General features: G+C 71.5%; 24 protein-coding genes and 1 tRNA gene. 5 read left to right on the top strand and 20 right to left on the bottom strand.

All coding sequences use genetic code 11. The features are described 5' to 3' along the window. Nucleotides 1-11: 11 nt before the first annotated feature. The 12 genes from DEJ02_RS14110 to rplU all read right to left on the bottom strand — a co-directional run bounded on the left by DEJ02_RS14110 (nucleotide 12) and on the right by rplU (nucleotide 10,120). Entirely contained in the window at nucleotides 12-1,529 is a 1,518-nt protein-coding gene (locus tag DEJ02_RS14110) for an anthranilate synthase component I family protein (RefSeq protein ID WP_111033487.1), read from the bottom strand. Beyond that, on the bottom strand, nucleotides 1,508-2,431 hold the full coding sequence (locus DEJ02_RS14105) for an aldose 1-epimerase family protein (RefSeq protein WP_181440367.1): 924 nt from the start codon (nucleotides 2,429-2,431) through the stop codon (nucleotides 1,508-1,510). The genes DEJ02_RS14110 and DEJ02_RS14105 overlap by 22 nt, the downstream gene beginning before the upstream one ends. 80 nt (nucleotides 2,432-2,511) lie before the next feature. Beyond that, nucleotides 2,512-2,584 (bottom strand) — tRNA-Ala (locus tag DEJ02_RS14100). A gap of 108 nt (nucleotides 2,585-2,692) precedes the next feature. Beyond that, nucleotides 2,693-3,067 (bottom strand): ribosome silencing factor, encoded by a 375-nt coding sequence (rsfS, locus tag DEJ02_RS14095; RefSeq protein WP_027464721.1) that lies wholly within the window; start codon nucleotides 3,065-3,067, stop codon nucleotides 2,693-2,695. A 132-nt stretch (nucleotides 3,068-3,199) separates the two neighbouring features. After that, the gene (locus DEJ02_RS14090; RefSeq protein WP_111033485.1) at nucleotides 3,200-4,705 is read right to left on the bottom strand and encodes a hypothetical protein; all 1,506 of its coding nucleotides are present in this window, start codon (nucleotides 4,703-4,705) and stop codon (nucleotides 3,200-3,202) included. Next, nucleotides 4,702-5,301, bottom strand: a complete 600-nt coding sequence (gene nadD / locus DEJ02_RS14085; protein ID WP_111033484.1) for a nicotinate-nucleotide adenylyltransferase — start codon at nucleotides 5,299-5,301, stop codon at nucleotides 4,702-4,704. The genes DEJ02_RS14090 and nadD overlap by 4 nt, the downstream gene beginning before the upstream one ends. An 11-nt stretch (nucleotides 5,302-5,312) precedes the next feature. Then, the gene (locus DEJ02_RS14080) at nucleotides 5,313-5,513 is read right to left on the bottom strand and encodes a hypothetical protein (RefSeq protein WP_035807661.1); all 201 of its coding nucleotides are present in this window, start codon (nucleotides 5,511-5,513) and stop codon (nucleotides 5,313-5,315) included. A gap of 40 nt (nucleotides 5,514-5,553) precedes the next feature. Then, nucleotides 5,554-6,819 (bottom strand): glutamate-5-semialdehyde dehydrogenase, encoded by a 1,266-nt coding sequence (locus DEJ02_RS14075; protein ID WP_111033483.1) that lies wholly within the window; start codon nucleotides 6,817-6,819, stop codon nucleotides 5,554-5,556. Nucleotides 6,820-7,039: 220 nt separating this feature from the next. Further along, nucleotides 7,040-7,858 carry a glutamate 5-kinase gene (proB, locus tag DEJ02_RS14070; RefSeq protein WP_081827189.1) on the bottom strand — a complete coding sequence of 273 codons (819 nt, stop codon included), beginning with the start codon at nucleotides 7,856-7,858 and terminating at the stop codon, nucleotides 7,040-7,042. A gap of 7 nt (nucleotides 7,859-7,865) precedes the next feature. Continuing rightward, complete coding sequence (gene obgE, locus DEJ02_RS14065; protein WP_111033482.1) at nucleotides 7,866-9,443, bottom strand: GTPase ObgE; 1,578 nt, start codon at nucleotides 9,441-9,443, stop codon at nucleotides 7,866-7,868. A 104-nt stretch (nucleotides 9,444-9,547) separates the two neighbouring features. After that, complete coding sequence (gene rpmA / locus DEJ02_RS14060) at nucleotides 9,548-9,799, bottom strand: 50S ribosomal protein L27 (RefSeq protein ID WP_017885976.1); 252 nt, start codon at nucleotides 9,797-9,799, stop codon at nucleotides 9,548-9,550. A 12-nt stretch (nucleotides 9,800-9,811) separates the two neighbouring features. Then, a complete protein-coding gene (gene rplU, locus DEJ02_RS14055) occupies nucleotides 9,812-10,120 on the bottom strand; it encodes a 50S ribosomal protein L21 (RefSeq protein WP_027464715.1) in 309 nt (102 codons plus the stop codon). A gap of 179 nt (nucleotides 10,121-10,299) precedes the next feature. On the opposite strand from rplU, the gene DEJ02_RS14050 reads away from it, so the two are divergent. Further along, nucleotides 10,300-10,572, top strand: a complete 273-nt coding sequence (locus DEJ02_RS14050; protein ID WP_071405560.1) for a DUF4031 domain-containing protein — start codon at nucleotides 10,300-10,302, stop codon at nucleotides 10,570-10,572. Between the two features lie 216 nt (nucleotides 10,573-10,788). Here the strand turns inward: DEJ02_RS14050 and DEJ02_RS14045 are convergent, their stop codons facing one another. Both DEJ02_RS14045 and DEJ02_RS18525 read right to left on the bottom strand, forming a co-directional pair. After that, nucleotides 10,789-11,718: a hypothetical protein gene (locus DEJ02_RS14045; protein ID WP_111033481.1), complete on the bottom strand. Its 930-nt coding sequence runs from the start codon at nucleotides 11,716-11,718 to the stop codon at nucleotides 10,789-10,791. Between the two features lies 1 nt (nucleotide 11,719). After that, the gene (locus tag DEJ02_RS18525; protein WP_181440366.1) at nucleotides 11,720-14,737 is read right to left on the bottom strand and encodes an Rne/Rng family ribonuclease; all 3,018 of its coding nucleotides are present in this window, start codon (nucleotides 14,735-14,737) and stop codon (nucleotides 11,720-11,722) included. Between the two features lie 347 nt (nucleotides 14,738-15,084). On the opposite strand from DEJ02_RS18525, the gene DEJ02_RS14030 reads away from it, so the two are divergent. Further along, nucleotides 15,085-15,687 (top strand): vitamin K epoxide reductase family protein, encoded by a 603-nt coding sequence (locus tag DEJ02_RS14030; protein ID WP_258378742.1) that lies wholly within the window; start codon nucleotides 15,085-15,087, stop codon nucleotides 15,685-15,687. A 31-nt stretch (nucleotides 15,688-15,718) separates the two neighbouring features. Continuing rightward, nucleotides 15,719-16,582 carry a thioredoxin domain-containing protein gene (locus DEJ02_RS14025; protein ID WP_111033478.1) on the top strand — a complete coding sequence of 288 codons (864 nt, stop codon included), beginning with the start codon at nucleotides 15,719-15,721 and terminating at the stop codon, nucleotides 16,580-16,582. A 71-nt stretch (nucleotides 16,583-16,653) separates the two neighbouring features. Here DEJ02_RS14025 and DEJ02_RS14020 read toward each other — a convergent pair whose 3' ends face one another. The 5 genes from DEJ02_RS14020 to ileS are packed head-to-tail and all read right to left on the bottom strand — an operon-like array spanning nucleotide 16,654 to nucleotide 23,132. After that, complete coding sequence (locus DEJ02_RS14020; protein WP_111033477.1) at nucleotides 16,654-17,502, bottom strand: thioredoxin domain-containing protein; 849 nt, start codon at nucleotides 17,500-17,502, stop codon at nucleotides 16,654-16,656. 14 nt (nucleotides 17,503-17,516) lie between these two features. Next, the gene (gene ndk / locus DEJ02_RS14015; RefSeq protein WP_017885984.1) at nucleotides 17,517-17,936 is read right to left on the bottom strand and encodes a nucleoside-diphosphate kinase; all 420 of its coding nucleotides are present in this window, start codon (nucleotides 17,934-17,936) and stop codon (nucleotides 17,517-17,519) included. Between the two features lie 35 nt (nucleotides 17,937-17,971). After that, on the bottom strand, nucleotides 17,972-18,388 hold the full coding sequence (locus tag DEJ02_RS14010) for a DUF4233 domain-containing protein (protein ID WP_051596525.1): 417 nt from the start codon (nucleotides 18,386-18,388) through the stop codon (nucleotides 17,972-17,974). Further along, the gene (locus DEJ02_RS14005) at nucleotides 18,385-19,878 is read right to left on the bottom strand and encodes a folylpolyglutamate synthase/dihydrofolate synthase family protein (RefSeq protein ID WP_181440365.1); all 1,494 of its coding nucleotides are present in this window, start codon (nucleotides 19,876-19,878) and stop codon (nucleotides 18,385-18,387) included. The genes DEJ02_RS14010 and DEJ02_RS14005 overlap by 4 nt, the downstream gene beginning before the upstream one ends. Beyond that, complete coding sequence (ileS, locus tag DEJ02_RS14000) at nucleotides 19,875-23,132, bottom strand: isoleucine--tRNA ligase (protein ID WP_111033476.1); 3,258 nt, start codon at nucleotides 23,130-23,132, stop codon at nucleotides 19,875-19,877. The genes DEJ02_RS14005 and ileS overlap by 4 nt, the downstream gene beginning before the upstream one ends. A 244-nt stretch (nucleotides 23,133-23,376) precedes the next feature. Here ileS and DEJ02_RS13995 point away from each other — a divergent pair, with 244 nt between their 5' ends. After that, nucleotides 23,377-24,399, top strand: a complete 1,023-nt coding sequence (locus DEJ02_RS13995; protein WP_111030530.1) for a cation diffusion facilitator family transporter — start codon at nucleotides 23,377-23,379, stop codon at nucleotides 24,397-24,399. 55 nt (nucleotides 24,400-24,454) lie between these two features. Here DEJ02_RS13995 and DEJ02_RS13990 read toward each other — a convergent pair whose 3' ends face one another. Continuing rightward, the gene (locus DEJ02_RS13990) at nucleotides 24,455-25,054 is read right to left on the bottom strand and encodes a TetR family transcriptional regulator (RefSeq protein WP_027464707.1); all 600 of its coding nucleotides are present in this window, start codon (nucleotides 25,052-25,054) and stop codon (nucleotides 24,455-24,457) included. A 32-nt stretch (nucleotides 25,055-25,086) separates the two neighbouring features. On the opposite strand from DEJ02_RS13990, the gene DEJ02_RS13985 reads away from it, so the two are divergent. Beyond that, nucleotides 25,087-26,706: an ABC transporter substrate-binding protein gene (locus DEJ02_RS13985; protein ID WP_111033475.1), complete on the top strand. Its 1,620-nt coding sequence runs from the start codon at nucleotides 25,087-25,089 to the stop codon at nucleotides 26,704-26,706.

Here is a 26,706-nt window from a genome sequence, read left to right as displayed (position 1 = left end):
AGGGCAGCAGCTCACCAGCCGGCGACCGCCCCGACCCCGCCGAGCACCGACCGCGTCTTGGTCTCGACCTCGTCCGCCTCGTCCGCGGGCACCGACGACCAGGTCACCGCTCCCCCGGCTCCGAGGGTCCGGGAACGCACCGCCCCCGACTCGTCGAGCACGGTCACGAGGCTACGGATCGCCACCGACAGGTCGACCGCCCCGCTCGTCGAGAAGTACCCGATCGCGCCCGAGTACACCCCGCGCGGCGCTCCCTCGAGCCGGTCCGCGATCGCCGTGGCACTGCTCTTCGGCGCGCCGGTCATCGACCCCGGCGGGAACGCGGCGTGCACCACGTCGGCCCGCGACGTCCCCGGCGGCAGCACCGCCCCGATCGTCGAGACCAGCTGGTGCACGCTGGCGTACGTCTCGACGGCGCACAGCCGCTCGACGTGCACCGACCCGGGCACCGCGGTCCGCAGCAGGTCGTTCCGCAGCAGGTCGACGATCATCACGTTCTCGGCGCGGTCCTTCGGGCTCGCCGCCAGGTCGTCCCGCGCAGCCGCGTCCGCCACCGCGTCGGCGAGCCGCCGCCGCGTGCCCTTGATCGGCTCCGCGAGCACCGCTCCGGCCGCGTCGATCCGCAGGAACCGCTCCGGTGACCGGCTCGCCACGCGCAGCGGGCCGAGCCGCAGGAACGCGCCGAACGGCACCGGGTCGGCCGCCCGCATCCGCAGGTACTCGCCCAGGTGCGGGTCCGTACCGGGGCCGCCACGGGCCTCCAGTCCGACCGCGAAGGCGGTGGTGAGGCAGACCTGGAACGCGTTCCCCTCGCGGATCTCCGCGCGGCACGCGTCGACCGCCCGCTCGTAGGCGGCGCGCGTGACGCGCCCGGTCGCCGTGGACACCCCGGCCGGGAGGCCCGTGGCCGCGTCCACGACGCCGACCGACGTCGCGGGGGTGGGCACCTCCTCGAGCCACGCGCGGTTCCGCGCACTGGCCGCCGGTTCCGCGTCGGCGACGAGCGCGAGCACCCAGGCGCCACCGGTGTGGTCGACGACGACGGCTCGGTCGACGAACCGCAGGTCGGCGTCGGCGTGCCCGTCGGCGGTGCGGTCCGGGCCGCCGGACTCGCGGCCGAGCTCGTAGCCGAGGAACCCGACCCAGCCCAGCGCGAACCCGCACCCGACGACCGGCTCGGGCAGGCGGGGCGTGCGTCGGAGCAGGTCAGCCAGCACCGCGAAGGCCGGACGCCCCTCGGACCGGGCGGGCCCGAACCACCCCTGGGCGGGCGCGGCGACCGTCAGGTGCGCGCGACGGTCCTGGTGCCGGAACCGGGCGGCGAACGGCCCGTCCGTCCACGCCAGCACAGAGAAGCGCGCCCGGGGCCGAGCCGTGGCGGGGGCACCGTCCGGCAGGCCGGAGTCGAGCCACACCAGGTCGCCCGTGACCTGCGCCGCCAGGGCCGCGAGGTCGGGGACCGGGTCGAGTCGGCGGACCTCGACGCGGACGCCGGGGTCGGCGGTGGTCAGATCGCGGCGATCGTCCATGCGGCGGCGTGCGAGGCACCGGGCGCGAACACCACGAGGCCGCGGTCCTCGCCGTCGTTGAAGGCGTCGGGGGCGCACGTCATCGGCTCGACGGCGAGACCGGCGCGGTGGTACTCGGGGACGACGTGGTCGGCGGTGTGCACCTGCGCCCAGCCGCACTCCGGCCCGAAGGTCGCACGGACCCCGTGACCGTCCGCCGCCGTGACCGCGATGGTGGCGAGGCCGGCGGCGTCGCGGTCGAAGCCGGTGAAGGCGTGGTCGATGAACCGGTCGCCGATCAGCGTGGGCGTGCGCAGGTCGAACTCGTCGTGCACGGGGACCAGATCGGTCGGGATGAGCCGGTCCGGCGTCACCTCGAGCACCTGGGCGGCGGGGAGCGTCAGGGTCCAGTCGTCGACGGTGCCGGTACCCGCGACGAGGTACGGGTGCGGGCCGGTCCCCCACGGTGCGTCCTCGGCCCCGGTGTTCGTCCCGGTGATCGTGGTGTGCAGCCCCTCGGCGTCGAGCCGGTACTCCACGGTGACCTCGACGCGGTACGGGTAGCCCTGCTGCGCCTGGACGGTCGTGGCGAGCACCACGCGGTCGTCCGCCTGCTCCTGCACGCGGAAGTCCGTCCACGCGACGAGTCCGTGCAGGGCGTGGTGCCGTGCGGGCTCGGTGAGGGCCAGTTCGTGGTCGACGCCGCCGAACGAGTACTCGCCGTCGACGATCCGGTTCGGCCACGGGGCCAGGACGGCACCGCGGAAGACCGGACGGACCTCGTCGGCGTCGAACGGGACGACCAGGTCTCGGCCCTCGTGCCGCAGGGTCCGCAGTGTCGCTCCGACGGTGGCGATGTCGGCCGTGTACCCGGCGGAGGCGATCGTCAGCGGGGACCCGGACAGCGGCGCGTCGTTGCTCATGGGCTCAGCGTATCGGGCCACCGAGTCCCGCCGGGCGCAACGAAAAACCCCGCCGTTCCGAGGAACGACGGGGTTGAGGGTGGATCTGAGGGGACTCGAACCCCTGACCCCCTGCATGCCATGCAGGTGCGCTACCAGCTGCGCCACAGACCCAGATCGTGCTGCTTCCGTACCAACCGGTTCCCCGGAGGCACCATAGAAGCGTACACCATGCGAACGCCGGGCAACGAAATCGAAGCCGTCACCCGGGCGCGTCGCTGATCAGGCGGTGTGGTCCACCGGGAGCTCGAGCGGGATCGTCGGGCAGTCGGCCCAGAGACGCTCGAGCGAGTAGTACTGGCGGTCTTCGTCGTGGAAGACGTGCACGATGATCTCGCCGAAGTCGATGAGGACCCAGCGGCCCTCGGTACGGCCTTCGCGGCGGAGCGTCTTGGCACCGAGCTCGAGGAGGCGTTCCTCGACGGCATCGGCGATGGACTGCACGTTGCGCTCGTTCCGACCGGTTGCGAGCAGGAACACGTCCGTGAGCTGCAACGGCCCGGTCACGTCGAGAGCGACGAGGTCCTCGGCCTGCTTGGCGTCGGCCGCGAGTGCTGCGGCCTGCACGAGTTCCAGTGCGCGAGTGGAGGCGGTCACGGATTCCTTCCGGTCGTCGAACCGACGGACAGCCGGTTCGCTTGATGGGTCACGATCATAAGCCACCCCGCCGACAGCGGCCAGGCCAGGGTCGGCGGGGTGGTGGAGAACGGACGTCGAGGACGGCAGCGGTCAGCCGCCGAACGCGTGGGTGGTGAGCAGTGCGGTGATGATGACGCCGGCCGCGGCCAGCCCGACCGCGCCGACCGTCACACCGAGGATCAGCGGCGTGCGCGACTCCTTCGGTTTGGCCGCGGCGAGCACGACCTGACGGGTCGAGGTGTGGCTGGACACCGCGCGGCTGGCCCGCACCGGGCTGGCGTCGGTCTCGGGCTGCTCGTCCTGCTGCTCGAGCAGGCGGTCGACCTCGGCGCCGTCGATCGGCCGGTGCGACCCCGTCGACGACAGCGACGCCGGCAGGTCGATCGATCCGGTCAGGATCACCTCGCCCGTCGCGTTGAGGGCACCGGTGGGGTCGGCCAGCGCCGAGTTCGGCAGGATGATCGCGTTCGTGTTCGTCACCGCGACACGGCGGGTGCCCGTCTCGGCGTCGTGCACCTCGGAGTCGTTCGAGTCGTGCGCCTGCTGCGACCAGTGGCCGGCGGGCGGCGCGAAGGCCGTGGTCACCGGCTTCGGCTCGGTCGGACGCTGGAACGCCGCGGGGACCTTCGGGGCCTCGGTCGCGGGCTCGGGCAGCGGCACCTCGTTGGTGTCGTCGTCCTCGGCGTCGAGCGAGAGCGGGAACACCGCGGGGGTCGCTGCTGCGGCGTTCGTCGGGATCGGGACCGGCGTGACGGCGGGCTGCAACCCGGCAGCGGGAGCGTCGTCGGCAGACCGGGCCGGAGCGTCCTCGGACGACTCGTCCGCCGGTGCGACGTCGGTCGTCCCGTCCGCAGGGGCGTCGGACTCAGGGACGTCATCGGCCGGGGCGTCGGTCTCCGGCGCACCGGACTCGGCGACGTCGGACGCGTCGGGCTCGGTGACGTCGGCGGGCGGTGACCACGTCGACCGGTGACGGCGGGGCTCCTCGGCGTGCGCGGCGGCCTCGTCGAGGGGCTCGAGCGCGTCCGGGGACCCGTCGGCCTCGGTGGCCTGGGCGACCGCGGCCTGGTCGAGGACCGTCGGGGCAGCGGGCTGCTCGTCGTGCGCGGACTCGGCGTCCGGAGCGCTCTGCGGCGCAGCCGAGGGGTCGATCGTGTCCACCGACCCGAGGACGTCCTCGACGGTGCGGTCCGACGACTGGGGCGTGGGGTTCTGCAGCGGGACCGGCAGGACCGCCTGGCGCTCGGCGGCACGGAGCTGCCGGATCTGGCGACGGGTGAGCCCACCGCTACCGGGGACGATCTCGGTCGCGGAGGCCGGCGGGAAGGGCGGTACACCGGCCGCGGGTGCCGACACCGGGACGGACGGAGCAGACCCGGGGTCGGTCTGCGCCGATGCCGGCGCGGACGACTGGGCGGGGCCACCGGGGGCCGGGGCGACGTGCGACCCGGGGCGACGACGGGACTCGGCGGTCTCGGCGGCGGGTGCGGCGACGGTCGGGGGCGGCGTCGCGGGCTGCGAACCGGCCGCGGCGGCACGCTCCCGCTCGCGCGCCTGGCGCCGCGACAGGGGCGGCTGCGCGTCGGACGAACTCATGCAACGCTCCGATACAGATGGTGCTTGGAGATGTACTGGACGACACCGTCGGGAACCAAGTACCAGACGGGGAACCCCCGTCGAACCCGGTCACGGCAATCCGTCGAGGATATGGCCAGTGCAGGGACTTCGAGCAAGCTTACGTCCCGCTCGGGCAATCCGGTGAGGCTCAAGGCGTGTCCCGGACGCGTCACGGCCACGAAGTGCGCGACGTCCCAAAGACCATCATGGTCTTTCCAGTCGACGATCTGCTGAACGGCGTCTGCGCCCGAGATGAAGACGAGCTGGGCATCCGGTCGCTGTTCGTGCAGGTCCCGCAGGGTGTCGACGGTGTACGTCGGCCCCGGGCGGTCGATGTCCACGCGGCTGACGGTGAACATCGGGTTCGACGCGGTGGCGATCACGGTCATCAGGTACCGGTGCTCGGCGTCGGTGACGTCGGACTTCATGTACGGCTGTCCGGTGGGGACGAAGACGACCTCGTCGAGGTCGAACGCCCGCGCCACCTCGGACGCCGCGACCAGGTGCCCGTGGTGGATGGGGTCGAACGTGCCACCCATCACGCCGATGCGTGGCCGTCCGGTGGTCTCGAGCATCGAGTGGTCGGTCAGATCTTGGTGTGACCGAACTCGTCGACACCCGTCTCGTGGTGGCGGGTGGCCTCGAACTTCTGGGAGTGGCGGTAGGCCACGTCGCGGAAGCTCCAGGTCACGAAGCCGAGGAAGATGAAGAAGAGGGCGCCGACCATCGGGAACACGAACGCGGGCGCCCCGGAGGCGTGCTCAGCAGCTTCTGCGAGGAGGGTCATCGTTCGTGCTCCGTTCGGTCGGGGAAAGACGCCGTTCAGTCTAGCCGCGGATCTGCCCAGACCCGCGCACGATCCACTTCGTGCTCGTGAGCTCCGGCAGGCCCATCGGACCGCGCGCGTGCAGCTTCTGCGTCGAGATGCCGACCTCGGCCCCGAAACCGAACTCGCCGCCGTCGGTGAACCGGGTCGAGGCGTTCACCATCACGACGGCCGAGTCGACGGTCGCCAGGAACCGTTCGGCGGTGTCGACGTCGTTCGTGACGATCGACTCCGTGTGGTGCGTCGACCACCGGGCGATGTGCGCCATCGCCGCGTCGACGTCGGGCACGACACGGATCGACAGGTCGAGGTCCATCGACTCGGTCGCCCAGTCGTCGTCGGTGGCGCGGAGCACCCCGGGCACGATCGCCCGCGTGGCGTCGTCGCCGCGCAGCGTCACACCGGACGCCCGCAGCCGGTCGGCCAGCAGTGGCAGGAGCCGTTCGGCCGCGGCCTCGTGCACCAGGAGGGTCTCGAGGGCGTTGCACACGCTCGGCCGCTGCACCTTGCTGTTCAGGACGATGTCGACCGCACGCTGCTCCGGCGCGGAGGCGTCGAGGAACACGTGCACGACGCCCGCACCGGTCTCGATGACGGGCACCTGCGACTCGGTGACGACGGTCTGGATGAGTGCGGCGCTCCCCCGCGGGATCAGCACGTCGACCAGGCCCCGTGCGCGCATGAGCTCGGTGGCACCGGCGCGGCCGAACTCGTCGATGGTCTGCACCAGGTCGCGGGGCAGCCCCACCGACTCGACCGCGTCCTGGATCCGGGCGACGAGCACGGCGTTCGTGTGCTGGGCCGCCGACCCGCCACGGAGCACGACGGCGTTGCCCGACTTGAGCGCGAGCGAGGCGATGTCGACGGTGACGTTCGGGCGTGCCTCGTAGATGGCCCCGACGACACCGAACGGCACGCGCACCTGGGTGAGCTGGAGCCCGTTCGGCAGCTGCGACCCGCGAACGTGCTCCCCCACGGGGTCGGTGAGCCCGACGACGTGCTCGACCGCGGCAGCCAGGGCCTCGATCCGGACCGGGTCGAGCCGCAGCCGGTCGAGCAGCCCCGACGACAGGCCGCCGTCCTCACCCGCGACGAGGTCGTCGTGGTTGGCGCGGACGATCTCGTCCGTCGCTGCACGCACCGCCGAGGCGATCGCCGCGAGGGCCGCGTCCTTGACCGCGGTCGTGGCGGTCGCGAGCGCCGACGAGGCGGCGCGTGCCGCCACGAGCTTGTCGGTCAGGGTCGGGGCAGGCGCGATCGACGACATGGACCGATTGTAGGTCCGCCCCTCGGTTCGTGACGGGCGTGCCGGACGCTCGCCGTGCCTCCAGGCCCGGTCCACCCCGCCGACCGGTCACGACACGTCGTCCTGCGCCACGCGAGCGGTCGCAGGCCGTCGCTCCGCGACGCCCACACCGACGATCTCCGACCAGTCGGCGCCGTCCCGACAGCGAGTCGTGACCGCTCCGGGCGCGGTGCGGACTGCGTCAGCGACGCGGTGCGGCGTGGAACCAGGTACCGAGGTGTTCGCCGGCCAGCGCGCGGTCGACCAGCGCCGTGTCGGTCACGAGCACCGCGGTGCCCGCCTCGGCCGCGAGCCGCGCGGCGGCGACCTTGGTCCCCGCTCCCCCGGTGCCGACGCCGGCGGTGCCGATCGAGCCGAAGGTGACCCCGGCGAGCTCGTCGCCGAACGGCACCTCGTCGATGCGGGTGGCGCCGGGCTGCTCCGGGGGCGCCGTGTAGAGCGCCTCGACGTCGGAGAGCAGCACGAGGGCGTCAGCGCCGAGCAGCCGGGCCACCAGGGCCGCGAGCCGGTCGTTGTCGCCGAAGCGGATCTCGTGCGTGGCGACGGTGTCGTTCTCGTTCACGATCGGCAGCACGCGCAGGGCGAGCAACCGGTCGATGGCGCGCTGGGCGTTCACCCGGTGCGTGGGGTTCTGCAGGTCACCGGCGGTGAGCAGGATCTGCGCCGCGACGACACCGTGCCGGTCGAGTTCCTTCTGGTACCGGAACATCAGGACGTTCTGCCCGGTGGCAGCCGCCGCCTGCTGCGTGGCGAGGTCGTCCGGCCGACCCTCGAGCCCGAGGAACGGGAACCCGGTCGCGATCGCACCGGACGAGACGAGCACGACCTCGGTCCCACGGCCGTAAGCGGCAGCCAGGGCGTCCACCAGGGGGCCGATCTGGCCGGCGGCGTCACCGCTGACCGAGGACGAGCCGACCTTGACGACGATCCGCCGCGCACGCGGGATGTCCTCGCGCCGTGTGACGGGGCCGAGGTCGGTGCGGGCGGTCGTGTCGGTCATGCCGCGGTCAGTCCTTCTGGTCGCTGGTCTCGACCTGGTCGGCGTCGAACTGGTCGCCGGCGCCGAGCTGGTCGCTGGTCACCACCTCGTCGTCCACCCAGAGCCCGGAGACGCGCTCCTGCTCGAGCTCGGCACGGGCGGCCGCCTTGGCGTCCATCCGCTCGAAGTACTCCTCGCGCCGCTCGTTGCGGGTCGGACGCGCCGTCGCACCGATGCGGGCGTCGGTCCCACGGGCGCTCGTGATGAGCTCCGCGGTCGACGTGAGCGTGGGCTCCCAGTCGAAGACCATGCCGCCGTCGCCACCGATGACGACGGTGGAGCCGGCGACGGCTCCGGCCTTGAACAGGCCGTCCTCGACGCCGAGCTTCGCGAGCCGGTCGGCCAGGTAGCCGATCGCCTCTTCGTTGGTGAAGTCGGTCTGCTGGACCCAGCGCTCCGGCTTCGCGCCGCGGACGCGGTAGAAGCGGTGCTCCTCGCCGCCCTCGGCGCGCACGGTGAACGGCTTCTCGTTGACCGAGCGGGGGCGGAGCACGATGCGCTCCGGGACCGGCTCGGCCGCACGGGCGGCGCGGGCCTGCTCGACGATGTCGGCCAGGGCGAACGTCAGCTCGCGGAGCCCCTTGCGGGACGCCGTGGAGATCGGGAAGACGCGGTAGCCACGACCCTCGAGCTCGGCGGTGACGAACTCGGCGAGCTCCTGCGCCTCGGGCACGTCGATCTTGTTCAGGGCGATGAGCTGCGGGCGCTCGAGCAGCGGCACCTGGCCCTCGGGGACCGGGTAGCGCTCGAGCTCGCCGAGGATGACGTCGAGGTCGCTGATCGGGTCGCGGCCCGGGTCGAGCGTGGCGCAGTCGATGACGTGGAGCAGCGCCTCGCACCGCTCGACGTGTCGCAGGAACTCGAGACCCAGGCCCTTGCCCTCGGACGCGCCCTCGATCAGACCGGGGACGTCGGCGACGGTGAAGCGGGTGTCACCGGACTCGACCACGCCGAGGTTCGGGGTGAGGGTCGTGAACGGGTAGTCCGCGATCTTCGGCTTGGCGGCGGAGACGGCCGCGATCAGCGAGGACTTGCCGGCGCTCGGGAACCCGACGAGGGCCACGTCGGCGATGGTCTTCAGCTCGAGGCTGATGTCCCCCGCCCAGCCCTCGGTGCCGAGCAGCGCGAAGCCGGGGGCCTTGCGCTTCGTGGTGGAGAGCGCCGCGTTGCCGAGGCCGCCCTGTCCACCGGGGGCCACGACGACGCGCATGCCGGGCTCGGTGAGGTCGGCGATGACCTCGCCGGACTCGTCGTACACCACGGTGCCGACGGGCATCGGGAGTTCGAGGACCTCGCCGCTCACACCGCTGCGGTGGTCACCCATGCCGGGCTGCCCGTTCTTCGACGAGCGGTGCGGGGAACGGTGGTAGCCGAGCAGCGTCGTCACCTGCGGGTCGGCCACGAGCACGATGTCGCCGCCGTCACCGCCGTTGCCGCCGTCGGGCCCGGCGAGGGGCTTGAACTTCTCACGGCGGACCGACACGCAGCCGTTGCCGCCGTGCCCCGCGCTGAGGTGCAGGGTCACGCGGTCGACGAAGGTCGCCATGGGTCCACTCCAGGTGTTTCGTTGTGCCGACGGGGTCGTCGGCGGGAAAAGCGAAGGAGGGGCGGGCACTCGGCCCGCCCCTCCAGCTGCAGTCGTTCGAACGACTACGCGTTGACGATGTTGATGACCTTGCGGCCACCCTTGGTGCCGAACTCGACCGAACCGGACGAGAGGGCGAACAGCGTGTCGTCGCCACCGCGGCCGACGTTGGCGCCCGGGTGGAAGTGCGTGCCGCGCTGGCGGACGATGATCTCGCCGGCGTTGACGACCTCGCCACCGAAGCGCTTCACGCCGAGGCGCTGTGCGTTCGAGTCACGACCGTTGCGAGTGGAACTCGCACCCTTCTTGTGTGCCATGAGTTGACTCCCTTACGCGATCTTGGTGATCTTGACGCGGGTCAGCTCAGCGCGGAAACCCTGGCGCTTCTTGTACCCGGTCTTGTTCTTGAACTTCTGGATGATGACCTTGGGACCACGGAGGTCGTCGAGCACCTCGGCGGTGACGGTCACGTTCGCGAGCTCGGAAGCCGCCGACGTGATCTTGTCACCGTCCACGAGGAGCACGGGGGCGAGGTCGATGTTGCCCTTGTCGTCCGCCTTGGCACGGTCGATGGTCAGGATGGTGCCGACCTCGACCTTCTCCTGACGGCCGCCGGCGCGCACTACTGCGTAAACCACGTGGAAATCCTTACGTAACTCTGCTTGAGGGAAGTCTCGGGTGCCCACTTCTGCACGAGCGGCTCCCGGAAGGCCGGGCCCGATCGGCGACGCAGGCAGAACGGCCCGCTGACACCAGGGACCGAGAATACTCGATCACCCTGGGTCCGGTCAAACGGCGACACCCGTACGATTGCACGGTGACCGTGTTGATCGACCCACCGACGTGGCCCGCCCACGACACACTGTGGTCGCACCTCGTCAGTGATGAATCCTACGCGGAACTCCACGCGTTCGCTGCGCGGGCCGGTGTGCCGCGCCGTGCGTTCGACCACGACCACTACGACGTCCCGCTCTCGCGGTACGACGAACTGGTGGCCGCTGGCGCCTCGGCCGTGACCGGACGTGAGCTCGTCCTGCGGTTGATCCGCAGTGGGCTGCGCGTGGCGCAGCGGGACAAGCGCGGCCTCTGACCGCCAGTCCGGACGCCCGGGAGGCGCGGCGTGCGTCCGCGCCGCCCGGCGCCGCACACGGTGCGCCGCCGGCTCGCAGGGCCGCGCGAACGGTGCGAGGTTCCGGGTTCGGTGCGACGCGGAGACGGGCGCACCGAGTACGGAACCCCGCACGGCTCGAAGGGGGCGGCGGTGACGCGGCCGGGCCTCGCACCGTGCGAGGGGTCGCGAACGGGCTCAGCGGGGCGCTGGACCGCCCCAGGGGTTCGCCGGGGGCTGCTGCTGGTCTGGGCGCGGCCCGGCGCCGTACTGCCCGCCGTACTGGCCGTGGGGGTCGGGCTGCACACGCCCCTGCCCGTACGGTGCCGGCGGCTGCTGCTGTCCCTGCTGCGGTGCCTGCGGCTGGATCGTCGAGGGCGGGACCGCGTCGGCGGGTCGGACGGTGCCCGGCATCCCCGGAGTCGTCGACGAGCCACGTCCGCGGCGCGGCCGACCGAGCCAGAGCCAGGCCGCCGTGGCGGTGGCCAGGAGCATCACGGTGAACGGCAGACCGTTCTGCAGCGGCCGCGTGAGCACGTCGATGACGAGCTGGGAGCCGCCGGCGGTGGCCGCTCCGAACGAGCCGGTGAACACCCCGACGAGCATCAGGGCCACCGTGCCCGCGGCGCCGGCGAGGACCACGCGGAGCAGGAGCCTCGGCAGCGGGCTGCGGCGGTCGATCGGCGTCAGGAACGCCAGGGCCAGGAACGCGCCGACGTAGTACGGGAACGGAGCCACGAAGACCCCGGTCGTGAAGCTGCCGAGCAGGCTCGTGCCGGCGCCGTAGTGCCGGAACGGACTGACCACGAGCGAGGCGCCGAGCAGCCCGAAGAGCCCGGACACGAACTCGACGAGCACCAGGGCCACCACGGCGATGAGCGCACCGGCCGTGTTCGTCACCGAGGCGCCGGGCGCGAAGGCCCGGCGCGGGTCGGCCGGGGCACGGGGCGGCCGCGGCGGGGCGTACGGCGCACCGGCCCCGGGCTGACGCCCGTACTGCGGCACACCGCCCTGCCGCGGCGGCACCGGGCCGCCGGGCTGCTGGGCACCCGGGCCGGGCGGTGCGGGCTGGGACCAGCCCGCACCGTAGTACCCACGCTGCTGCTGCGGGTCGCCCGGGTTCGTCACGTCAGTTCCCCAGGATCACTGCGCCGTCGGAGCCGTCGGCGTCGTCGGTCGACTCCTCCGTCGGCGTGGCGGGAGCACTGATGCTCGGCGAGGAGACCCGGCGGGAGCGCGAGCGCCCCTGTCCGGGCTGCTTCGGCTCCGGGAGCGCCTGGAGCACCGAGTCGAGCAGGGACTCGGCGTCCGGGGCGACCGCGCGGGGCTCGCGCTTGGGCGCCGCGGCGATCGGGATGTCCAGGATCGCGACGGTGTTGTCGGTCGGCGTCACGGTGGCGCTCGAGCTCACGCGACGGCGGGCCGGGGCCTTCGCCTTCGGTGCGGCTGCGGGCTCGGTGACGGCCGGAGCAGCGACCTTCGGCGCGCGAGCTTCGGACTCGACGATCACGGCGGGCTCAGCGGTGACCGACGACCCCGGCGCGTCCGACTGCTCGGCGGCGGGTGCCTGCGGCGCATCGGTGGCCCGAGCGTCGGCAGCGGCCTGCTGGTCGCCGCTCTGCTGGTCTCCGGCGCGCTGGTCTCCGCTCTGCTGCTCTGCCCCGCGGCCGCCACGGCCACGGCGACGACGCTTCGAACCGGTCGGCTGCTCGCCACCCGTGCTGTCCGGGCCGGTCGACGCGTCGGCCGACGACGGTGCCGTGGCCTCCGTCGCGGTCACGGCAGCCGCTGCGGCCTCCTGCTCGTCGTGCGACAGGGTCGATGCGGCGATCCTCGACAGCGCGTTCTTCACGTCGTCGGTGATCTGGTGCGCCTGGCCGGAGGCACCGTTCGACTGCCCCGAGGAACCGGAGTTCCCCTTGCCGCCGTTGCCGTTGCCGTTGCCGTTGTCGGATCGGCCGTTCTCGTTGCCATTCCCGCCGCGGCCCTTGCGACGGCCCTTGCTCGGGCCCGGGTCGGCGTTGTTGTCGTTGATCTTCGCGTTGACCTCGTCGAGGGACTCGCGCAGGCCGACACCGATCTTCTTGCGGGTCATCTGCACGAGGCCGAGCGAGGTGATCTCGGCGACCTGGTGCTTCGTGCGGTCGCGGCTCAGGCACTCGACCAGGCGGCGGAGCACGAGGTCGCGGTTCTCCTCGAGCACCATGTCGATGAAGTCGACGACGATGATGCCGCCGATGTCGCGCAGGCGGAGCTGGCGGACGAGCTCCTCGGCGGCCTCGAGGTTGTTCTTCGTGACCGTCTCTTCGAGGTTGCCGCCGGAGCCGACGAACTTGCCCGTGTTGACGTCGACGACCGTCATGGCCTCGGTGCGGTCGATGACGAGCGAACCACCGGAGGGCAGCCAGACCTTGCGGTCGAGCGCCTTGTCGATCTGCTCGTTGAGGCGGAACTCCTCGAAGGAGTCCGGGCCCTCGTAGCGGACGACGCGGTCCTTGAGGTCCGGGGCGACGGCCGACAGGTACTCGTCGATGGTGCCGCCGGCGGCCTCGCCGTCGATGATCAGCTTCGTGAAGTCCTCGTTGAAGACGTCACGGACGATCTTGATGAGCAGGTCCGGCTCGGAGTGCAGCATCACCGGGGCGTGACCACCGGCGACCTTCTTCTGGATGGCCTCCCACTGGCTGGTCAGGCGCTGCACGTCGCGGGTGAGCTGCTCCTCGGTCGCGCCCTCGGCAGCGGTGCGCACGATGACGCCCGCGTGCTCCGGCAGGACCTCCTTCAGGATCTTCTTCAGTCGGGCACGCTCGGTGTCCGGCAGCTTGCGCGAGATCCCGTTCATCGAGCCGTTCGGCACGTAGACCAGGTAACGACCCGGCAGCGAGATCTGGCTGGTGAGGCGGGCACCCTTGTGGCCGACCGGGTCCTTCGTGACCTGCACGAGGACCTTGTCGCCCGGCTTGAGCGCTGCTTCGATGCGGCGACCGTGGTTGCCGGTCTCGACGGAGTTCCAGTCGACCTCACCGGCGTAGAGCACGGCGTTGCGGCCACGACCGATGTCGACGAACGCCGCCTCCATCGAGGGCAGGACGTTCTGCACCTTGCCGAGGTAGACGTTGCCGATGAGCGACACGTTCTCGGACTTGGTGATGTAGTGCTCGGCGAGGATGCCGTCCTCGAGCACGCCGATCTCGATCGTCGACGAGCTGGAGCGGACGATCATCTGGCGGTCGACGCTCTCGCGGCGGGCGAGGAACTCGTCCTCGCTGACCACCTGGCGGCGGCGTCCGGCGTCGCGGCCGTCACGACGGCGCTGCTTCTTCGCCTCGAGTCGGGTCGAGCCCTTGATGCGCTGCGGCTCGGTGATGAGCTCCGGCTCGCGGCGGCGCGGCTCCTGGTGGTCGCGCGGCTCGCGGGCCTCGCGGTCGGCGCTCGAACCACGGCGACGCGAGCGACGGCGCGAGCCGCCCTGGTCGTCGCGGTCGTCGCGGTCGCGGTCGAAGCGGTCCTCGCGGTCGTAGCGGTCGTCCTCGTCGCGGTCACGGTCGCGGTCGCGGTCACGATCGCGGTCGCGCTCGAACCGGGGCGCGCGCTGCGGCAGCTCCGGCAGCACCGGCGCGTGGAAGATCAGGCTGAGCGTGCTCGTGGCCTTCGGCACGAACGGCTCGTCGGCGGGTGCGGCGTCGTCGTTCGCCGCGGCCGTCGGTGCGGCGTCGGCCGGACGGGAGGCGCGGTCCGCGTCCGCCCCGTCGGTCGCGGTGGCCGACCGGTCGCCCGTCACGACCGGCAGGTCGCCGGTCAGCGTGCTCACGTCGTGCGGCTCGGCACCGCTGTCGGCGACGGCCTCGACCGCGACGGAGACCGCCCCGGTGTCGGTCGGCTCGACGGGCGACGCCGGCGATGCCGGGGAGTCGGGCGAGTCCGGCGAATCGGGAGAGTCCGGCGAACCGGCCGACGGGACGCTGGCCGCGGGACGGGCGTCAGCGCCGCCCGTCAGCGCGAGGGTCTCGTCGGCGTGGGGTGCCTGCTCGGCGCCCCCACGGGCCTCCTGGCCGGACGACCGGGCGCGGCGACCGCCGAACAGGCGGCTCCGGCGCTTCGGCGCGTTCTCGTCGTTGGTCGTGTTGTCGTTGTTCTGCTCCACCATGGACTGGTGCACTCCTCGGCCCCACTCGCACCCTTTCGGGTGGCGGGAATTCTGTGTCGTGGCGGGCGGCGTCGACGCCCCCGCGCTCGCTGTCTCGTGATCGGTCCGCGTCAACTTCTCGTTGCGTCCGCGCCCGTTCCGGTCCGGGCACCCGGCCCGTTCCGGCTCGGCATCGGAGTGACGCTGCCCGACCACAGTGCGCTCTCACCGCACCGGATCGTCCGGGTTCGGCCCGGTGGGGCGTCACTCGGAAAGCTCTCTTCGGTGTGCGGTTGGCCGCACGACCTCCAGGCATTATCGCATGCCGCACCCGGAAAGCACCGGAACCCGCATGCGATGATGACCGCGTGACCGCGTCTGCACCTGCCCCCCGTCGTCCGATCGCGATGGCGGTCTTCCTGCTCGTCACCGGGATCGTCGGCCTGTTCGGCTCGTTCCGGCTCGTCCTCGACGAGTTCACGAAGTACGAGAACCCGAAGGCCGTCCTGAGCTGTGACGTGAACCCGTTCATCAACTGCTCCGACGTGATGGCCAGCTGGCAGGGGCACCTGTTCGGGTTCCCGAACCCGCTGCTCGGCGTCATGGGGTTCGTCGCCCCGATCGCCGTCGCCGTGCTGCTGCTCGCCGGGTTCCGGAACGGTTCGCGCTGGTTCTGGATCGTCTTCAACGCCGGTGTCTTCCTGGCGTGGGTGTTCGTGACCTGGCTGTTCACGCAGACCGTCTTCGTCATCGGCGCCCTGTGCCCGTGGTGCATGCTCGTCTGGTCGATGACGATCCCGATGTTCTGGGTGTTCACGATCTGGAACACGGCCCAGGGTCGCTTCGGCGCCGGGGCGCAGCGTGTCGGGCGGTCGCTCCTGCCCTTCAGCTGGGCGTTCGTGCTGGCGAACTACCTGGTCATCATCGTCACGATCATCATCAAGTTCCCCGCGGTCCTCACCAGCTTCTGAGCCGCCCCCGCTGCCCCTACGCTCGGGATCGATGAGCGAGATCGAGAGCAGCAGGGCGCGCCGGGACGCCGCACGGGAACGTGCGCGAGCGGCACGGGCGGCAGAGCAGTCGCGCCGCCGTCGCCTCCGCACACTCGGCATCAGCGGGATCATCGTCGCGGGCCTCGCGGTGGTCGCGGTGGTCGTCCTGGTGCTCGCGAACTCCGTGCAGCCCGCCGGGCCGGGTCCGCGGAACACGGCGAGCGACGGCGTCCTGCTCACCGGGGCGCACGGCAGGATCGTGCCCGTCGAGACGCGAGCGGTGCCCGCCGGCGGGACCCCGACGCCGACCGAACAGGACGGCTCGAAGACCGCGATCACGATCTACGCGGACTACATGTGCCCGTACTGCAACCAGTTCGAGACGGCCCAGATGCCCCGGATCCGGCAGTGGGTCGAGGACGGCACCGCCACCCTCGAGCTGCACCCGCTCGGGCTGCTCGACCGCGTGTCGCTCGGATCGCGGTACTCCACCCGCTCGGCCGCGGCTGCCGCGTGCGTCGCGGACCACGACCCGGATGCGTTCCTGGCCTTCAACACCTCGCTCTACGACCACCAGCCGTCGGAGAGCACGCGCGGACTCACGAACGACGAGCTGGCGTCCCTCGCGCGCGAGGCCGGAGCGACGGACCCGGCCGTGACACCGTGCATCACCCGGCAGGACTTCGCCGGGTGGGTCGCGGACGCCACGAACCGGGCGATGAACGACCCGGTGCCGAACTCGTCGCTCGACGGGATCACGAGCACGCCGACGATCATCGTCGACGGCGAGCAGTACAACGCGGACGGTGCGGCGTCCCTCGCCGACGTCGACGCGTTCGCGGCCTTCGTCCGGGAGCACGGCAGGGCGTCCTAGCCTCCCCCCGCTCACGACGAACGGCCCCCGCTCCCGGATGGGAGCGAGGGCCGTCGGTCGTTCGGGGAGTGCTACTTCGCCGCGGCGTCGATCGCGGTGATGACGGTGCTCAGGTCGTCCAGGCGCTTGCCGTCGACGACGATCGTCGGCGTGCCGAAGCCCTGCGTGCCCGCGAGCGCCTCGTTCGTGGTGACGGCCTGCGTCGACTTCGTCACCCAGCCCTTGAACTGCTCGGACGACAGGCACTGGGACAGGTCCGAACCGGTCGCGCCGCCCGCCTTGACGAGCTTCGCGATCTCGGAGTTGGTCAGGCCCTTGGTGCCCTCGGCCGGCTGGTTCTCGAAGAACTGCGTCTGCACGTCGAGGAACTTGTCCGGCGCGTAGTTCGCCACGCACATGGCGGCGTTCGCGGCACGGCTGGCGTAGCGGGAGCCCGCGTAGCTGCGGTCGAGGATCGACACCGGCTGGATCGCCAGGGTCGCATCGCCCGACTTCACCTTGTCGAGGATCTGGTCGGAGTAGGCCGCCTCGAACTGCTTGCAGACCGGGCAGGCCCAGTCGACGTACTCGGTGACCGTCACGGCGCCGTCGCTGTTCGCCGTCGGGACCGGCGAGGCCGAGCCCGTCGCGGAGACGGCCGGCGTGGTCACCGGGGTGACCTTGCCGTCCTGGCCGGTGAACTGGATCGCGCCGGTGGCCATGTTCTTCGGCCCGGCTGCGGACACCACGGGCGCGTTGTTCACGTTCACCGCGACGATCGCGATGATCGCAGCGATCGCCAGGATGCCCAGGCCGATGCCGCCCTGCAGGAACCACTTGTTGCGGCGCTTGCGGCGCTTCTCGGCGTCGGCGCGCTGCCGTGCGACCTCTCGGGCGTGCTGACGCCGCTCGTTCTTGGTGGGTCGGTCGTTGTTCGTCACGTCGTCCCCGTCGCTCAGGCGAACCAGAGCGCGAGCTCGCGCGCGGCCGACTCGGGGCTGTCCGAACCGTGGACCAGGTTCTGCTGCACCTTGAGGCCCCAGTCGCGGCCGAGGTCACCACGGATGGTGCCGGGTGCGGCCGAGGTCGGGTCGGTGGTGCCGGCGAGCGAGCGGAAGCCCGCGATCGCACCGTTGCCGGCGACGCGCACGGCGACGACGGGACCGGACTGCATGAACTCGACGAGCGGCTCGAAGAACGGCTTGCCCTGGTGCTCCTCGTAGTGCGCGTCGAGCAGGTCACGCGGCGCGGTGAGCATCTTCAGGTCGACGAGCTCGTAGCCCTTCGCCTCGATCCGGCGGAGGATCTCACCGGTCAGCTGGCGGGCGACGCCGTCGGGCTTGACGAGGACGAGGGTCTCTTCGAAGTCGGACACGCAGTACTCCCTGTGTTCGGGGTCGAATGTGGTGGTCAGTCCTCGCCCATGGCCGCTCGGCGCGCGGCGTTCTGACGGTCCAGTTGACCGCCCTTGACGAAGCAGAAGACCCACAGCGCCAGGAACACCACGGCGACCGCGAACATGAACGGTTCGATGAACCCGGTGGCGAGGATGGCCGCCTGCAGCAGCCACCCGAACCATACACCGGCCCGGTTGCCCGTCAGACGTGAGGCAGCTGCGAGGACGATGATCGCGCCGATGCCCCCGCCGAAGGCCGCGGCGGGCGGCAGCGTGCCCTTGCCGAAGACGACGAGCATGGGGAAGAAGAACATGATCGCCTCGAGCACCAGCGTGATCGAGAGCAGGCTCTCCTGCGCCCCGCGTTCGCGACGCGGCTTCCGGGTGCGCGGTGCGCGGCCCGGCCGGGAGGCCCGTGGTGCGTCCGTCACTTCGCCTCGCCTTCGCGGTGCACGAGGTCCATGACCGCGCCCACCATCACGATGGAGCCCGCGACGAGCACGAGGGCGTCCTCGGCGTCCGCCTCGTCGGCCAGGCTGCGCGCTTCCTGCAGTGCGGACGCCAGGGACGGCTCGACGACGACGCGGTCCTCGCCGACCTCGTCGACGACGACCCGGGCGAACTCGTCCGCGTCGAGCGCACGCTCCCCCGGCGGCTGCGTCACGACGAACGTGGCGACGGTGTCCTTGAGCGCGCGGACGAACCCGCGGGCGTCCTTGTCGCCGAGGATCCCGACGACGCCGACGACGTGCTCGGACGGGAACGCGACCGGCAGCGCCTCGGCCAGGGCCTTCGCACCGTGCGGGTTGTGCGCGGCGTCGACGACGACGGTCGGGTCGGTCGCGATGGGCTGCAGGCGACCGGGGCTGGTCGTGCCGGCGATGCCCTCGGACAGGACGTCCTCGTCGAGGGCCTGGGCCCCGCGGCCGAGGAACGACTCGACCGCCGCGATCGCCACGGCGGCGTTCTCGGCCTGGTGCCGACCGAACAGCGGCAGGAACAGGTCGTCGTAGCGGCCGGCGATGCCCTGCACGGTGATGAGCTGTCCGCCCACGGCCGGGGTGACGTCGACGACGCTGAATCCCGTGCCTTCAACAGCCAGGGTGGACTCGGTGAGCTCGGCGGCACGCTCGAGTTCGGCGAGGGCCTCGGGGACCTGCCGGCTCGAGACCACGGCGGACGACGGCTTGACGATGCCCGACTTGGTGCGGGCGATCTCGGCCACCGTGGCACCGAGCTGCTTCGCGTGGTCGATGGCGATCGGCGTGAACACCGACACCTGGCTCTGCACGACGTTGGTGGAGTCCCACTCGCCGCCCATGCCGACCTCGATCACGGCGACGTCCACCGGCGCCTCGGCGAAGCACGCCAGGGCGAGCACGGTGAGCGCCTCGAAGAAGGTCAGCGGGAGTTCGCCCTTGTCCGCGAGCTCGCGGTCGGTGATCTCGAGCACCGGGGCGATGTCGTCCCAGTTCTCGACGAACCGGTCCGCCGCGATCGGCTGACCGTCGACCACGATGCGCTCCCGGATCGACACCAGGTGCGGGCTCGTCATCAGGCCGGTGCGCAGACCGTGGGCCCGGACGATGCTCTCGATGGTGCGCGCCGTCGACGTCTTGCCGTTCGTGCCCGTCACGTGGATCACCGGGTACGCCAGGTGCGGGTCGCCGAGCAGCTCGACGGCGCGGCGCGTGGCGGTCAGCCGGCGCTCGGGCGCCTGTTCGCCGATGCGGGCGTACAGGGCGGCCTCGACGCGGCGGACCTCGTCATCGTCACCGCCGTAGGGCACGGCATCGGTCGGAGCGTCGCCGGAGGGGCCGACCGGGATCCGGATGCCGTCCTCGTCGCGACCGTCGAACTCGTCGTGTCCGACGAACTCCTCGTTCGCCTCGTGGTCGTCGTACTGGTCGTGGTCACTCATGCGCGTGCTACCTCCACGGATACCTTCGCACCGTCACCGACGTCGGTGGTGGTGTCGTCCACCCCGAGGGGCACGATCTCGACGCTCGTCGCCAGGGTCTCCCCCGCGATGAGCTCCTGGTGCGCGCGGACCGCGCCGCCGGCCGTGTCGTCCACACGGAGGGTCAGGGCGATGCGGTCGCTGACGTCGAGGTCGGCGTCGCGGCGGGCCTGCTGGACGGCGCGGACGACGTCACGGGCGAGCCCCTCGGCCTCGAGCTCGGGCGTGGTCACGGTGTCGAGCACGACGAAGCCGCCCTCGTCGAGGAACGCCACGGCCACCGAGGCGTCGGCCACGGTGAGGTCGAGCGAGTACTCGCCCTCGATCAGGTCGACGCCACCGACGGTCACGCCGGAGTCGGTCGCGGTCCAGTCGCCCTTCTTGGCGGCCGGGATCACCTGCTGCACCTGCTTGCCGATGCGGGGGCCGGCGACGCGGGCGTTGACGGTGAGCTTCCGCTCGATGCCGTACTGCGCCAGCGACTCCTCGGCCTGGGCCTCGAGCACCACGCGCTTGACGTTGAGCTCGTCGCGCAGGATGTCGGCGAACGGTTCGACCGCGGCCGGGTCCGGCACCACCAGGGTCAGCGTGGCCAGGGGCAGGCGGACGCGCTTGCCGGTGGCCTTGCGGAGCGCCAGTCCCTTCGAGGCGACGTCGCGCACGCGGTCCATCGCGTCGACGAGGGCGTTGTCGGCGGGGAACTCGTCGGGGTCCGGGAAGTCCGTCAGGTGGACGCTGCGTCCGCCGGTCAGGCCCTTCCAGATCTCCTCGGTGACGAGCGGCGCGAGCGGGGCGGCGACCCGGGTCAGGGTCTCGAGCACGGTGTACAGCGTGTCGAACGCCGCACGGGTCTCGGCGCCGGCGTCCGCGTCGGCCCCGGTCCAGAACTTGTCGCGCGAGCGGCGGACGTACCAGTTCGTGAGCACGTCGGCGAAGTCGCGGACTGCCTGGGCCGCGAGCGGGGTGTCGAGCGCGTCGAGGTGTGTCCGGACGTCGGTGACGAGGACCCGGGTCTTCGCGAGCAGGTACCGGTCGAGCACGTCGGTCGAGTCGGTCCGGCGCTGGGCCCGGTACCCGTCGGGACCCGAGGCGTTCGCGTACAGGGTGAAGAAGTAGTACGTCGACCACAGCGGCAGCATGAACTCGCGGACGCCCTGGCGGATGCCCTCCTCGGTGACGACGAGGTTGCCGCCGCGGATCACCGACGAGGACATCAGGAACCAGCGCATGGCGTCGGCGCCGTCACGGTCGAAGACCTCGGAGACGTCCGGGTAGTTCCGGAGCGACTTCGACATCTTCTGGCCGTCCGAGCCGAGGACGATGCCGTGGCTGATGACGTTCTGGAACGCCGGCCGGTCGAACAGCGCGGTGGAGAGCACGTGCATGACGTAGAACCAGCCGCGCGTCTGCCCGATGTACTCGACGATGAAGTCGGCCGGGCTGTGCGACTCGAACCACGCAGCGTTCTCGAACGGGTAGTGCACCTGGGCGTACGGCATCGAGCCGGAGTCGAACCACACGTCGAACACGTCGGTGATCCGGCGCATCGTCGACCCGCCCGTGGGGTCGTCGGGGTTCGGCCGCGTCAGGTCGTCGATGAACGGCCGGTGCAGGTCCACTTCGCCCTCGGCGTTCACCGGCAGCCGACCGAAGTCGCGCTCGATGTCGGCGAGCGAGCCGTACACGTCGGTGCGCGGGTACTCGGGGTCGTCGGACTGCCACACCGGGATCGGCGTGCCGAAGTAGCGGTTGCGCGAGACCGACCAGTCGATGGCGTTGCCGACCCACTTGCCGAACTGGCCGTCCTTGACGTTGTCCGGCACCCAGTTGATGTCCTGGTTGAGCTGGCCCATGCGGTCGCGGAGCTCGGTGACGCGGACGAACCACGACGAGACGGCCTTGTAGATGAGGGGCTTCCGGCACCGCCAGCAGTGCGGGTAGCTGTGCTCGTAGGACGCCTGGCGGAGCAGTCGCCCGGCGTCGCGGACCGCCTTGGTCAGCGGCTTGTTCGCGTCCGACCAGAGCATGCCGGCGACCTCGCCGAACTGCGATGTGAAGACGCCGCCCTCGTCGAGGGACAGCACGACGGGGATGCCGGCGGCGGCGCAGACCTCCTGGTCGTCGGCACCGTAGGCCGGGGCCTGGTGCACGATGCCGGTGCCCTCACCGGTCTCGACGTACTCGGCGACCAGGATCCGCCATGCGTTCTCGTAGCCCTCGGCGTCGGCGAGGAAGTCGAACAGACGCTCGTACTCGACGCCGTCGAGCTCGGCGCCCGTCAGCGTGCGCGCGACGGCGGCGAGCGCCTCGTCCCCCGAGGCGTAGCCGAGCTCCTTCGCGTGCGCGGCCACGGTGTCCGACGCGAGGAGGTAGGAGACGGAACCGGCGTCGGCACCGTCAGCCGCGCCTCCAGGCCCTGCCGGGACGACCGCGTACGCGATCTCCGGACCGACCGCGAGGGCGGCGTTCGTCGGGAGGGTCCAGGGGGTCGTCGTCCAGGCGAGCGCGCGCACACCGGTCAGGTCGAGCGCGGAAGCGCGGTCGCCGTGCAGCGGGAACGAGACGGTGACGGACTGGTCCTGGCGCATCTTGTAGACGTCGTCGTCCATGCGCAGCTCGTGGTTGGACAGCGGTGTCTGGTCGTTCCAGCAGTACGGCAGGACCCGGAAGCCCTCGTACGCGAGGCCCTTGTCCCAGAGCTGCTTCCACGCCCAGAGCACGCTCTCCATGAAGGTGACGTCGAGGGTCTTGTAGTCGTCCTCGAAGTCGACCCAGCGCGCTTGACGGGTGACGTACTCCTGCCACTCGTCGGTGTACTGCAGCACGGACTTCTTGGCGGCGGCGTTGAAGACGTCGATGCCCATGGCGTCGATCTCGTGCTTCTCGGTGATGCCGAGCTGCCGCATCGCCTCGAGCTCGGCGGGCAGGCCGTGGGTGTCCCAGCCGAAGCGGCGGTGCACCTGCTTGCCGCGCATGGTCTGGTAGCGCGGGAAGACGTCCTTGGCGTAGCCGGTCAGCAGGTGCCCGTAGTGCGGCAGGCCGTTGGCGAAGGGCGGGCCGTCGTAGAAGGTCCACTCCGGGCAGCCCTGTCGCGCGTCGATGGACGCCTGGAACGTGTCGTCGCGCTTCCAGAAGGCGAGGATGCCCCGCTCGACGGCGGGGAAGCTCGGCGAGGGGACGACGCCATCGGCATCGGCGTTCAACGGGTACGGCACCGGGACTCCTTGTGGGTTCGCTCGATCTCCACGAGGACGGAAACAGGTTCCGCGGTACCACCTCGTTTGCCGCCCAACGTGCGCTGTGCGACCACTCTGTGTCGGGGATGGTGACGGTCCCGAACCCGCCCGGTTCTACTGACGGAGCCGCTGGTGCGCTCCGCGTTCTTCCGGAAGCTCCCCGGTGATGGCCGGATCGACGCTCGTGGAACACGACTTTACCGGACGGGAGCATGCTTGAGTGATGCCCGCAGAAGAACGCCCCGAGTCACTCGTCACCGTCCTGATCGCGTTCGGGGCGAACCTGCTCGTCGCGATCGCGAAGACGATCGCCTCGCTCGTCTCGGGCTCGGCCTCGATGGTGGCCGAGGCGGCGCACTCGTGGGCGGACACCGGCAACGAGGTGTTCCTGCTCGTCGCGGAACGACGGGGCGGCAAGAAGCGGGACACCGCGCACCCGCTCGGGTACGGACGCGAGACGTACATCTGGTCGATGTTCGCCGCGTTCGGCCTGTTCACGGCCGGTGCGATCGTCTCGATCTACCACGGCATCTCGGAGTTCGGGGACACCGGGCCGGCCGAGGACGTCGTGCTCAACTACGTCGTGCTCGGGGTCGCGTTCCTGCTCGAGGGCACGAGCTTCCTGCAGGCGTACCGGCAGGCGCACGGCGCCGCGACGAAGCGCAAGGTCCCGGTGCTGCGGCACGTGCTGCAGTCGTCGAACCCGACGCTCCGTGCGGTGTTCGCCGAGGACGCGGCGGCGCTGATCGGCCTGGTCGTGGCGTTCCTCGGGGTGTTCCTGCACCAGGTCACCGGGCTGGCGGTCTTCGACGCGCTCGGCTCCATCGCGATCGGTGTGCTGCTCGGGGTCGTCGCGATCGTCCTGATCGACCGCAACCGCCGGTTCCTGCTCGGCGAGAGCACGTCGCCCGAGCTCGAGAACGCGGTGCTCGTCGAGCTGCTGGGCCGGTCGCAGGTCGAGCGGGTCACCTACCTGCACCTGGAGTTCGTGGGGCCGTCGCGGGTGTACCTCGTCGCGGCCGTCGACCTGACGGGCAACGAGACCGAGGAGCACGTGGCGGTGCGGTTGCGTGACGTGGAGCAGTCGCTCGAGGACAGCCCGTACATCGAGGAGGCCGTCCTCACCCTGAGCTACCCGGGCGACGAGTCGCTGGTGCCGACCGACGGCGACGTGCCCGAGGTCGTGCGGGACGGGACGGCTTCGGACGTGGCGTCCGGTGGCGCGGGGACCCTGCGCACGGAGTGAGCGTCGACTGGGCGGGTGGCCGGCGGCGGAGTTCGTGCCGCAAGACGCTGGCGCGTCAGCGGGCGTCGAGGCCCGCGACCACCGGGGTGAGCGCTGCCGCGACGTACTCGACGAGCGCACGGCGGCCGACCCCGTCGGTGACCCACACGCCGAACGCCGCGGCGGCGGCACCGAGCATCGCGCCGGACACCGTCTGCGGCCAGAGCGAGCGCGGCTGCTCCCCCGTGCGGCCCGCGACGAAGGCGGCGACGGCCTCGTGCTGCGCCGTCACCCGGACCGCGACGCCCGCCACCAGCTCGGGCCCGATGCCCATGACCTCGGCCTGTGCGACGGCCCACGGCACCCGCTCGGGGTCGTGGGCACGGGCTGCCGCGAGGAGCGCCTGCTCGACGGCCCGGACGACGCTCGGCTCGGTCGAGGCGGCGAGGTACCCGGGCAGTCCGGCGACGGCGGCGTCGAGTTCGAGCCACATCACGTCGGCCTTCGCCGGGAAGTAGTTGAAGAACGTCGCACGGCTGACCCCGGCGCGGGCGGCGATCTGGTCGACCGTGGTGCGTCCGTACCCCTGCTCGAGGAAGAGCTCGGCGGCGGCGTCCGCGAGCACCTCGGCGCTCGAGCGTCGGGGTCGGCCACCGCGGCGGATCGGTTCGTCCATGGGCCCCAGTAAACCGCTAGACTCATTCAGCCATGATCTTGGACTCAGTACAGAAAACCCTCACCGCCGTCGCGGGCGCCTCGGCGGTCCTGCTCGTCCTGGCTGCCTGCAGCGGACCGGGCACGAGCACCGGGAGCAGCACCCCGGTCGCGGGCGGCACGCTCACCTACGCCTCCGGCGACGCCGAACCGACCTGCCTCGACCCGCACGTCGGCGGCAACTACCCGCAGGCACTCCTGGCGACGCAGTACATCGAGGAGCTCGTCGGGCTCGAGGACGGCAAGCCCACGCCGGAACTCGCGACGAAGTGGACCACGAGCGACGACGGGAAGACCCTGACGTTCACCCTGCGCGACGACGTCTCCTTCACCGACGGCACCCCGCTCGACGCCGCCGCGGTCGTGGCGAACATCGAGCACGTGCAGGACCCGGCCACCGCCTCGAGCACCGGCTACCTGGCGCTGCAGTCCATCACGAAGGCGACCGCCACCGACGAGCACACCGTCACGCTGACGCTGAGCCGGCCGGACAGCGCGCTGCTCGAGTCCTTCTCGCAGCCCTGGGTGGGCATGGAGTCCCCGAAGGCGCTCGAACGGAAGCAGGCGACGAACTGCGAGTCCCCCGTCGGCACCGGCCCCTTCGAGGTCACCGGTTGGAAGCACGGCGACCGCGTCACCCTGACGAAGAACACCGACTACTGGGGCGCGACGAAGCCGCGCCTGTCCGGCATCACGTGGCGGTTCCTGCCGGACTCGACCTCGCGCTACGCCGCACTGCAGTCCGGTCAGGTCGACGTGATCGACAACGCCCAGCCCGACCAGCTCAAGGCCGCGTCGGCGAAGGGCGCCATCCGCGACCTCGACGCCCCGCGCCCCGGCGCCTCGAACCGGCTCGAGCTGAACTCCGGCCACGGGGTCTTCCGCGACGAAGCCGTGCGCCAGGCCTTCATCGCCGGTGCCGAGATCGACCCCGGCCTGCAGTCGCTGTTCCTCGGCACCGCGAAGCGCTCGTACTCGGTGCTCTCGAGCGCTGAGCCGCTCGCGTACTCCGAGAAGAGCCGGTTCGACTACTCCCCGACCAAGGCGAAGCAGCTGCTCGACGACGCCGGGTGGAAGGTCGGGTCGGACGGCATCCGCGAGAAGGACGGCCAGCAGCTCACCGTGACGTTCCCCGTCTCGACGAACCAGTCGGTGCCGGCCGAGCGCAGCCTGTTCCAGCAGATCCAGGCGTCCGAGAAGGCCGTCGGGTTCAAGGTCGTGCTCGACGAACTCGACCTGTCCAGCTGGTACGCCGCCCTCGCCGCGAACGAGTACGACGTCGTCAGCGCCCCGTACACGAAGGTCGGCCCCGACGTCCTGCGCATCCTGTACGACAGCGCGAGCATCGAACCCGCACCATCCGGCTACTTCGCGAACCTGGCCCAGCTCGACGACCCCGCCGTCGACCGGCTGCTCGAGCAGGCCGCCCGCACCTCGGACGCCGACGAGCGCGCCGACCTGTACGAGCAGGCCCAGAAGGCGATCCTGGCGAGCGACACCGTGCTCCCCCTGTACGACCAGCAGAACCACTTCCTGGTGCGCTCGGCCGTGCACGGCATCCGGACCACCCCGGTCTCGACGCCCTGGTTCGGCACCGCCTGGATCGACCGCTGA

The sequence above is a fragment of the Curtobacterium sp. MCLR17_042 genome (genome assembly GCF_003234695.1).
GTDB classification, from domain to species: Bacteria; Actinomycetota; Actinomycetes; order Actinomycetales; family Microbacteriaceae; genus Curtobacterium; species Curtobacterium flaccumfaciens.
This window is presented reverse-complemented; position numbering and strand designations above follow the sequence as displayed.